This is a genomic window from Nocardioides sp. 31GB23, assembly GCF_040012395.1.
Taxonomy (GTDB): Bacteria; Actinomycetota; Actinomycetes; order Propionibacteriales; family Nocardioidaceae; genus Nocardioides; species Nocardioides salarius.
The window spans coordinates 113,303-122,096 of sequence record NZ_JBDYKJ010000002.1; the positions used below are offsets into that span (position 1 = coordinate 113,303).

The following is an 8,794-nucleotide window of genomic DNA, read 5'->3' on the forward strand; positions in this document are numbered from 1 at the left end:
ATGACCGACTCCCAGACCCCCCGCGTGGGCATCGTGATGGGCTCCGACTCCGACTGGCCCGTGATGCGGGCGGCCGCCGAGGCCCTGGAGGAGTTCGGGGTGCCGCACGAGGCCGACGTCGTCTCCGCGCACCGGATGCCCCAGGAGATGATCGACTACGGCCGCGACGCTGCCGGCCGCGGTCTCTCGGTGATCATCGCCGGAGCCGGGGGAGCCGCCCACCTGCCGGGCATGCTGGCCGCGGTCACCCCGCTGCCGGTGATCGGGGTCCCGGTGCCGCTGGCCTACCTCGACGGCATGGACTCCCTGCTCTCCATCGTCCAGATGCCGGCGGGCGTCCCGGTGGCCACGGTGGCCGTCGGCGGGGCGCGCAACGCGGGCCTGCTGGCCGTGCGGGTGCTGGCCGCCACCGACCCGGCGCTGCAGGAGCGGATGGTCGCCTTCCAGGAGACGCTGCGCGAGGCCGCGCACGCCAAGGGCGAGGTCGTGCGCCGCGAGGCCGGGCGCCGCGCGCCGCGGGTCGGGTTCTGACCGAGGTGGTGCGGCCGGGCCGCCTGGTCGGGATCGACCTGGCGCGCTGCCTGGCCCTGCTGGCCATGATGGCCACCCACCTGCTCGACCAGCGCGACCCCGACGGGTCGCTGAGCGCGTCGGCGTGGCTCTTCTCGGGCCGCGCCTCGGCGCTCTTCGCCCTGCTCGCCGGGGTCAGCCTGGCACTGCTGTCGGGCCGGACCCGGCCGCTGCGCGGTCGGGCGCGGGCCCGCCGCTCGGCCGGGCTGGCGGTGCGCGCCCTCCTGGTGGCGCTGGTGGGCCTGGCCCTGGGCGAGGTCGACTCGGGGATCGCGGTGATCCTGACCCACTACGGCGTGCTCCTGCTGCTGGGCCTGCTCGTGCTGGGCCTGCAGGCGCGCACGCTCGCGGTGCTGGCCGCGGTGTGGGTGGTGCTGGGCCCGGCGGTGGCGCAGGTGCTGCGGCCCGAGCTGGCGCCGCGGGGCTTCGCGAGCCCCTCGTTCGAGCAGCTGGCCGAGCCCGGCCGGCTGCTGTCGGAGCTGCTGTTCACCGGCTACTACCCGATGGCCTCGTGGTTCGCCTACCTGCTGGCAGGGATGGCGCTCGGGCGCCTCGACCTCGCGGCGCTGCGCCGCCGTACGCTCGTGGCGCTGGCAGCGGCCGGGGGCGCGGTGGCCGTCGCGACGACCTGGCTCTCGCACCGCCTGACCGAGCGCGAGGACGTGCTCTCCGCGCTGGTGCCCGGCGTCACCGCGCGCCGGGGGCCCGAGGTCGCCGCGTCGCGGCTGCGCGACCAGGTCGAGGGCGGGCTCTTCGGGCAGACCCCGGTCGAGGGGCCCTGGCAGTGGCTGCTCGTGGTGGCGCCGCACTCGACCACGCCCTTCGACCTGGCCCAGACCATCGGCAGCGCCGTCCTCGCGGTCGCGCTGTGCCTGCTGCTGGTGCGTCTGCTGCCGGGCCCCGCGGTCGACGGCGTGGCGGTGGCGGCGGGGGCGGGCGCGGCCACGCTGAGCCTGTACACCCTGCACGTGCTGATGACCACCGAGGCGGTGTGGCCCTCGGAGTCCTCCGACGGCACCGCCGTGCAGTACGTCGTGGTGCTGGGTCTCGGCGCGCTGCTGGTGGCGACGGGGCGGCGCGGGCCGCTGGAGGCGGTGGTGGCGCGGCTCAGCGCCGGCGCCACTCGATAGCCGGGCAGGTGTCCATGACCATCGGCACCCCGGCCGCCGTGGTGCGCTCGAAGGCGGCCTCGTCGACCACGCCGAGCTGGAACCACACCCCGCGAGCACCGATGCTCACCGCCTCGTCGGCGAACGGCCCGGCGGCCTCGGAGCGGCGGAAGACGTCGACGACGTCGACGGGCACGTCGATGTCGGACAGGGAGGCGAACGCGCGCTCGCCGAGCACCTCCAGGCCGCCCGGCCGGGCGGCCGCGGGGTGCACCGGGACGATCCGCTTGCCGCGCTCCTGCAGCAGCGAGGCGATCGAGTACGCCGTGCGGCTCGGGTCGCCGGACAGGCCCACCACCGCCCAGGTCGAGCACTCCTCGAGCATCATCTCCACCCAGGCGGGGTCCTGCCAGCCGCGACTCATGCACCCGAGCCTAGGTCGCCCCCGACAGCACGGACGCCCATCCCCAGGGGTGGTGGGTGCCCCCGGCGGGCGGGCTAGGTTCGGGCCCATGGCCAACATCAAGTACACCGTCCCCGGCATGACCGACGCCGACGCGGAGCGCGTCATCACGCTCCTGCAGGACAGGCTGCACGCCGCCAACGACCTGCACCTGACCCTCAAGCACGTGCACTGGAACGTCGTGGGCCCGCACTTCATCGCCGTGCACGAGATGATCGACCCCCAGGTCGAGGCCGTGCGCGGCTTCGCCGACGACCTCGCCGAGCGGATCGCCACCATGGGCGGCTCGCCCAAGGGCACCCCGGGCTCGATCGTCGACAACCGCAGCTGGGAGGAGTACTCCCTGGGCCGCGGCACCACCCAGGAGCACCTCGGCGCGCTCGACCTGGTCTACCAGGGCGTGATCAGCAGCTACCGCTCCGGCATCACCGAGCTCGGCGACCTCGACCCGGTCACCGAGGACATGTTCATCTCGCAGACCGACAAGCTCGAGCTGTTCCACTGGTTCATCCGCGCCCACCTCGAGGACAAGGGCGGCTCCCTGTCCACCGAGGGCGCGTCGTCGGAGAAGGACGCCGCGCAGTCGGCCGGCTGAGCCTCGTCGTCCCGCCGGACGCCCGTGCCCCTCGTGGGTGCGGGCGTCCTGTGCATTTCGCGGTCCTGCTGCGGTGACCTGGGTGGCTCTGCCACGATCGGCGCATGGGCGTGGGCGACTCCCGACGGCGCGTCGAGACGGCGCGTCTGCTGCTGCGGGCGCGGGTGAGCCAGGGCGGGGTCCGCGAGGACTACGAGAACCAGGTCGTGCGCCTCAACCTGCCGGTGGCCCTGGAGATCGCCCGGCGCTACCGGGGCCGGGGGATCGCCGACGACGACCTCGACCAGGTCGCCAGCCTCGGGCTCGTCAAGGCGGTGCGCGGCTTCGACCCCACCCTCGGCGAGGACTTCCTCGGCTTCGCGGTGCCGACGGTCCGCGGTGAGGTGCGCCGCCACTTCCGCGACGCCGGCTGGGCCGTGCGGCCGCCGCGGGCGGTGCAGGAGATGCAGGCCCGGGTCGCCCGCGCCGAGGCGCGGCTGTGCCAGGAGCTCGGCCGTGCTCCCCGGCACTCGGAGATCGCGGTGGCCCTCGACGTGCCGCTGCAGATGGTCGTCGACTGCCTCAACGCGGCCGGCTGCTTCTCGCCGGTCTCCCTCGACGACGAGGGCGCCGAGCCGGGGCAGCCGTCGGCCACGGCCACGATGGGCGGCCCCGACCCGGCCTTCGCCAGCGCGGAGGCGCGCGTCGCGCTCGCCCCGCTGCTGCGCGACCTCGACGAGCGCGAGCAGACCATGGTCCGGATGCGCTACTTCGAGCACGCCACCCAGAGCGAGATCGGCGCGGCCGTCGGGCTCTCCCAGGAGCAGGTCTCGCGGCTGCTGGGCGCCCTGCTCGAGCGGCTGCGCCGACAGCTCGCCGACGCCGCCGCCTAGTCGGGCCTGGCTGGACCTAGCCGCGGGGGTGGATGCGGGGCAGGGCCGAGGCCTTGCCGCGGAAGCGCGGTGCACGCTTCTCGCGGAAGGCCGCCACGCCCTCCTTGCCGTCGCCCAGCGAGGTCCAGTACATCGCCAGCGAGTCGGAGAGGTGCGCCTCGAGCGGGTGCGCCAGGGCGCTGTTGCGGTAGAGCATCTGCTTGGCCAGGCCCAGCGCCACCGGCGACCGGTCGCGCACGAACGAGCGCGCGAGCTCCTGGGCCGAAGGCACCAGGTCGTCGGGCTCGTGCACCGAGCGCAGGAGACGCCCCTCGAGCGCCTGCTCGGCGGTCAGGACCTCGGCCGAGTAGACCCACTCCAGCGCCTGCTGGATGCCGACGATGCGCGGCAGGAACCAGCTCGACGCGGCCTCGGGCACGATGCCCAGGCGACCGAAGACGAAGCCGATCTTGGCCTTCGTCGAGGCCAGGCGCAGGTCCATCGCCAGCGTCATCGTGGCGCCGATGCCGACCGCGGGGCCGTTGATCGCCGCGATGACCGGCTTGGGCAGCGCGTGCACGGCCAGGGTCACCTTGCCGCCCGTGTCGCGCACGCCGGCGTCGTACGGCGCCTCGTCGTAGGCGGCGCGGAACTCCTCGGGGGTCGGGCGCAGCGACTCGTCGAGACCGAAGACGTTGCCCTCGGCCGAGAGGTCCATGCCGGCGCAGAAGGCCCGGCCGGCGCCGGTGACCACGACGGCGCGCACGTCGTCGCTGCGCAGCTCGGTGCGGAAGACCGACTCGAGCTCGCGGGCCATCGTCAGGTCGAAGGCGTTGAGCTGGTCGGGACGGTGCAGGGTCAGGGTGGCGACACCGTCGTCGTCGGTGGTGATGTCGAGCGTGTCGTGGCTGGTCTGGCTCATCCGGTGGTCCCCTTCGGCAGTCCGGACGGCGAGCACAGGCCCTGCCCGATCCGGTCGGTGTCGTCGTCGATGATCGCCTGGAACATCTGCGGCGCGCGCTCGGGGTCCCAGTTGACCTGGAGGTCCTGGATCGGCACCCCGCAGGTCAGGCCCTTCTCGCCGTTGACGCGGGTCATCGCCATCGCCCACATGCCCGCGCGCCAGGGCGCCATGCCCTTGCCGAGCTCGACGGTGTCGGTGGCGGCCATGTTGAGGCGCCAGTAGCGCACGGGGTTGAGCACCGACCAGGGCGAGAGCACCTTGTCGCCGACCGCGGAGACCACCTCGCGCTGGGCCTGGGCGCGCTGCACGTCGCCGAGGGCCGTGTAGGTCTTGCGGGAGCGGGCGTAGCCCAGGGCCGTGACGCCGTCGGCCTCCTGGCAGCCGGCCTCGACGTCGAGGTTGGCCAGCGGGTCCTGCATCGCGTTCTCGGGGCAGATCTCGACGCCGCCCACGGCGTCGACCAGGCCGACGAAGCCCCCGATGCCGATCTCGACGTACTCGTCGACGCGGATGCCGGTGTTCTGCTCGATGGTCTTGACCAGCAGCTTGGGGCCGCCGAAGGCGTAGGCGGCGTTGATCTTGGTGGTGCCGCGGTCGGGCACCTCGACCAGCGAGTCGCGCGGGATCGACATCAGCAGGTTGGGCCCGGCGCCGGTGTGCAGCAGCATGATCGTGTCGGTGCGCTGGCCGGCCGCGTTGCCCGTGCCGAACTCCTTGCGCTGCGCGGGGGTCAGGCCCTCGCGCGAGTCGCTGCCGACCAGCAGGTACGTCGTGCCGGGCTGCTCGTCGGGGCGCTCGCCGCCCGGCGCGAAGGCGACGTCGTCGACGCGGGTCCAGGCGTAGATCGGCACCGCGACGAGGAAGACGATCCAGGCCACCAGCAGCAGCGCGAGGTGGCGCAGCCGCGGGCGGGGGCGCCAGCCGCGCCCGCCGCGGCCGCCGTGCTGGGTCGGCGGTGGGGCCGGGGGCTGGGCCGGTCGCTGGGCCGGTCGTTGGGTGGGCGGCTGGGCCGGTCGCTGGGAGGGGGTCGGGCGCGGTTGCACCGGCATCCGCTGGGTGGCGTCGGGCTCCGGGGGCGATCCCTTGCCGCCGTACAACCAGTCGAAGCGCTCTTCGTCGCCGTCCCCGCTGCCGGGCCGCTGTGCCATGCGCCGGAGGCTACCGTGCCGCCATGACCCCCTCGCGCCCCTCGTCCTTCGCCCGGGTCTCGTTGTCGGTGATGACCTCGAGCAGCCAGGCCAACCTGCTGGGCAACATTCACGGCGGCGAGGTGGTCAAGCTGGCCGACTCGACCGCGGGTGCGGTCGCGCAGCGCCACAGCGGGGGACCGGCCGTGACCGCGGCGCTCGACGAGATGGTCTTCCTGCGCCCGGTGCACGTCGGCGACATCGTGCGCACCCTGGCGCAGGTCAACTGGGCCGGGCGCTCCTCGATGGAGATCGGGGTGCGGGTGGAGACCCAGCCGTGGAACGACCCGTCGGTCGGGTCGCTGCACGTGGCGTCGGCGTACTTCGTCTTCGTCGCCGTCGACGCCGAGGGCCACGCGCGCGAGGTGCCGGGGCTGCTGCCCGAGGACGCCGACGACGAGCGGCGCTGGCGCGAGGCCGAGATCCGGCGCGCGCACCGCCTCGCCCGCAAGAGCGAGATCGAGGAGGGTCGGCGCGGCGCTCCCTCGTGACGGCTGGGACTGGTGATACTGCTGGGACGACAGGTTCCGCCCCAGCAGGAAGGCACTCTCGATGCCACCCGTCTCTTCCCCCCGGGTGCTCGACGGCCAGGAGGCCCCGGCACGCACCAGCGCCGCCGACCGCGCTGCTCGGGTGCGCTTCCGGCGCGCCCTGGCGCTGATGGCGATGACGCTCGTCGCGCCCGGCTCGGCCCAGCTCACCGCCGGCAACCGTCGTGTGGGCCGCCTGGCCCTGCGGGTGTGGCTGGTCGTCGTGGCGACCACCCTGCTCACCGGGTTCGTGGTGCTGCTCGACCCCGAGAAGGCCGTGACGCTCGGCTCGAAGGCCTGGCTGCTGCTCGTGGTGCGCACCGCGCTGCTCGCGGGCGCCGTGGGCTGGGCCGTGCTGTTCATGGACGCCTGGCGGCTGGGCCAGCCGCTGAGCCTGGGCCTGGCGCACCGGCGCGCGGCCGTCGGGGTCAACGGCGTGCTCTCGCTCAGCGTCGCCGGGTCGCTGCTCTTCGGGGCCCACCTGGTGGGCGTGCAGCGCGACCTGATCGTGACGATGTTCGGCTCCAGCGAGGTCGCCGGCTCGGCCGACGGACGCTTCAACGTGCTGCTGATGGGCGGCGACTCCGGAGCCGGGCGCTGGGGGTTGCGCCCCGACTCCCTGACCGTGGCCTCGATCGACGCGACCACGGGTCGCACCGTGCTGGTCTCGCTGCCGCGCAACATGCAGGACTTCCCCTTCGCCGAGGGCTCGGTGATGGCCGAGCAGTTCCCCGACGGCTTCGACGCCGACTACCTCAACGGCGTCAGCACCTGGGCGCAGGACAACGCCGAGCTGTTCGGCGACTCCGAGGAGGACCCGGGCGTGCAGGCGACCGTCTCGGCCGTCGAGGGCATCACCGGCCTCGAGGTCAGCTACTGGGCGATGGTCAACCTGCAGGGCTTCAAGGACCTCGTCGACGCGGTGGGCGGGGTGACCCTCACGGTGCGCCAGCCGATCCCCGTCGGCGGCCTCGGCTCCGACGTCTACGACTACATCGAGCCGGGCACGCGTCAGCTCGACGGGTTCGAGACCCTCTGGTACGCCCGGGCCCGCGAGGGCTCCGACGACTACTCGCGCATGGCGCGGCAGAAGTGCGTGATGAACGCGATGCTGCAGCAGGTCAGCCCGCAGTCGGCGCTGCAGAACTTCGAGAAGATCGCCCAGGCCTCCTCCGAGATGATCTCGACCAACCTGCCGGCCTCCGAGCTCGACCGCTTCATGTCGCTGGCGATGAAGGCCAAGGAGCAGAAGATGTCGAGCCTCTCGCTGGTGCCGCCGATGATCAACACCGCCGACCCCGACATCGACCTGGTCCAGCGCAAGGTCGCCGCGGCCATCGAGAAGGCCGAGGGCAGCGCCGCGCCGAAGACGAAGGCGAAGACGAAGCCGGACTCCACCTCCGCGGTCACTGGTGGTTCCGTCGGGTCGCTCTCCGAGGGGTACGCCGCCAACCAGGCCGGTGACCTGTCCGGCGCCTGCTGAGAGCGGGGTCGGCGCCGCCGCCTAGCCTGGGGGGTGATGTCACCTGATCCCGGCACCGTGCTGGTCGTCGACGGCAACTCGTTGCTGCACCGCGCCTTCCACGCCTCCGCCCGCAGCGGCTTCCGCGACGCCGCCGGGCGCCCCGCGTGGGCGGTGCGCGGGCTGCTCTCGCAGCTGGTCGCGGCCGTCGACCGCGCCATGGCCGACGCCGTGGTGGTCGGCTTCGACGATCCCGGGGCGAGCGTGCGCCGCGAGCGGTGGCCCACCTACAAGGCGCACCGCACCGAGAAGCCCGAGACGCTGGTCGAGCAGCTCGACTCGGTCGTGGGGGTGCTGCGCGAGCTGGGGGCCGCCGTCGTGGTGCCGCCCGGGCTCGAGGCCGACGACGTGCTGGCCAGCGTCGCCGCCCAGGCGCCGACCGCCGGGTGGCGCACCGTGCTGGCCACCTCCGACCGCGACAGCTTCGCGCTCGTCGACGAGCACACCCGGGTGCTGCGCATCCTCAACGGCGGGGTCGACGCCTCGCCGCTGCTCGACCCCGCCCGGCTGTTCCTGGTCACCGGGGTGCGCCCCGAGCAGTATCTCGACCTCGCCGCGCTGCGCGGCGACGCCTCCGACAACCTGCCCGGGGTCGCCGGCTTCGGGGCCAAGACCGCCGCCAAGCTGCTCGCCGCGCTCGGCACCGGCGCCGACGCCCTCGCCGACGCCGCCGCGGGGGGAGAGCGCTGCCGGGCCGCGGTCGGCCCCGCCCGCACCCGCACCCTGGCCACCGACGAGGCCCGCGAGCGGTTCTGGCTCAACCGCGAGGTGATGGCGATGGCGCGCACCGTCGACGTCGGGATCGACCCCGGATCACCCGCCCCCGGCGCCCTGCCCCTCGACGAGGCGGCGGTGCGCTCGGTCTTCGGTCGCCACGACCTCTTCGTCAACGGCGCGGTGCGGGCCCTGACCCTCGCCGAGCCCGTCCCCGGCGCGCCGGAGCGCGAGCACACGGCGTACGCCGACCCCCCCGCCCGGCCGACCCGCAGGTGGGCGCGGGCCT

General features: G+C 74.2%; 10 protein-coding genes. 7 read left to right on the forward strand and 3 right to left on the reverse strand.

Annotated elements, in window-relative coordinates; translation table 11 throughout:
- Both purE and ABKW28_RS01165 read left to right on the forward strand, forming a co-directional pair.
- Nucleotides 1-531 carry a 5-(carboxyamino)imidazole ribonucleotide mutase gene (purE, locus tag ABKW28_RS01160; RefSeq protein ID WP_193667135.1) on the forward strand — a complete coding sequence of 177 codons (531 nt, stop codon included), beginning with the start codon at nt 1-3 and terminating at the stop codon, nt 529-531.
- An 8-nt stretch (nt 532-539) separates the two neighbouring features.
- Complete coding sequence (locus ABKW28_RS01165; RefSeq protein ID WP_348605773.1) at nt 540-1,700, forward strand: heparan-alpha-glucosaminide N-acetyltransferase domain-containing protein; 1,161 nt, start codon at nt 540-542, stop codon at nt 1,698-1,700.
- On the opposite strand, the gene ABKW28_RS01170 is transcribed toward ABKW28_RS01165, so the two are convergent.
- Nucleotides 1,678-2,103, reverse strand: a complete 426-nt coding sequence (locus ABKW28_RS01170; RefSeq protein WP_348605775.1) for a CoA-binding protein — start codon at nt 2,101-2,103, stop codon at nt 1,678-1,680. The two genes, ABKW28_RS01165 and ABKW28_RS01170, sit on opposite strands and share 23 nt — an antisense overlap.
- Before the next feature lie 88 nt (nt 2,104-2,191).
- On the opposite strand from ABKW28_RS01170, the gene ABKW28_RS01175 reads away from it, so the two are divergent.
- Nucleotides 2,192-2,737 carry a DNA starvation/stationary phase protection protein gene (locus ABKW28_RS01175; RefSeq protein WP_193667138.1) on the forward strand — a complete coding sequence of 182 codons (546 nt, stop codon included), beginning with the start codon at nt 2,192-2,194 and terminating at the stop codon, nt 2,735-2,737.
- A 104-nt stretch (nt 2,738-2,841) separates the two neighbouring features.
- Nucleotides 2,842-3,609, forward strand: a complete 768-nt coding sequence (locus ABKW28_RS01180; protein WP_348605777.1) for a sigma-70 family RNA polymerase sigma factor — start codon at nt 2,842-2,844, stop codon at nt 3,607-3,609.
- A 16-nt stretch (nt 3,610-3,625) separates the two neighbouring features.
- Here ABKW28_RS01180 and ABKW28_RS01185 read toward each other — a convergent pair whose 3' ends face one another.
- Nucleotides 3,626-4,510: a crotonase/enoyl-CoA hydratase family protein gene (locus tag ABKW28_RS01185; protein WP_348605779.1), complete on the reverse strand. Its 885-nt coding sequence runs from the start codon at nt 4,508-4,510 to the stop codon at nt 3,626-3,628.
- Nucleotides 4,507-5,700 carry an LCP family protein gene (locus ABKW28_RS01190; protein ID WP_348605781.1) on the reverse strand — a complete coding sequence of 398 codons (1,194 nt, stop codon included), beginning with the start codon at nt 5,698-5,700 and terminating at the stop codon, nt 4,507-4,509. The genes ABKW28_RS01185 and ABKW28_RS01190 overlap by 4 nt, the downstream gene beginning before the upstream one ends.
- Nucleotides 5,701-5,723: 23 nt before the next feature.
- Between ABKW28_RS01190 and ABKW28_RS01195 the strand changes: the two genes are divergently transcribed.
- From ABKW28_RS01195 to ABKW28_RS01205, 3 genes are all read left to right on the forward strand, one after another.
- Complete coding sequence (locus ABKW28_RS01195; protein WP_193667142.1) at nt 5,724-6,230, forward strand: acyl-CoA thioesterase; 507 nt, start codon at nt 5,724-5,726, stop codon at nt 6,228-6,230.
- A 61-nt stretch (nt 6,231-6,291) separates the two neighbouring features.
- Nucleotides 6,292-7,752: an LCP family protein gene (locus ABKW28_RS01200; RefSeq protein WP_348605783.1), complete on the forward strand. Its 1,461-nt coding sequence runs from the start codon at nt 6,292-6,294 to the stop codon at nt 7,750-7,752.
- A gap of 36 nt (nt 7,753-7,788) precedes the next feature.
- On the forward strand, nt 7,789-8,794 hold a 1,006-nt coding region (locus tag ABKW28_RS01205), incomplete at its 3' end, for a 5'-3' exonuclease H3TH domain-containing protein (protein ID WP_348605785.1).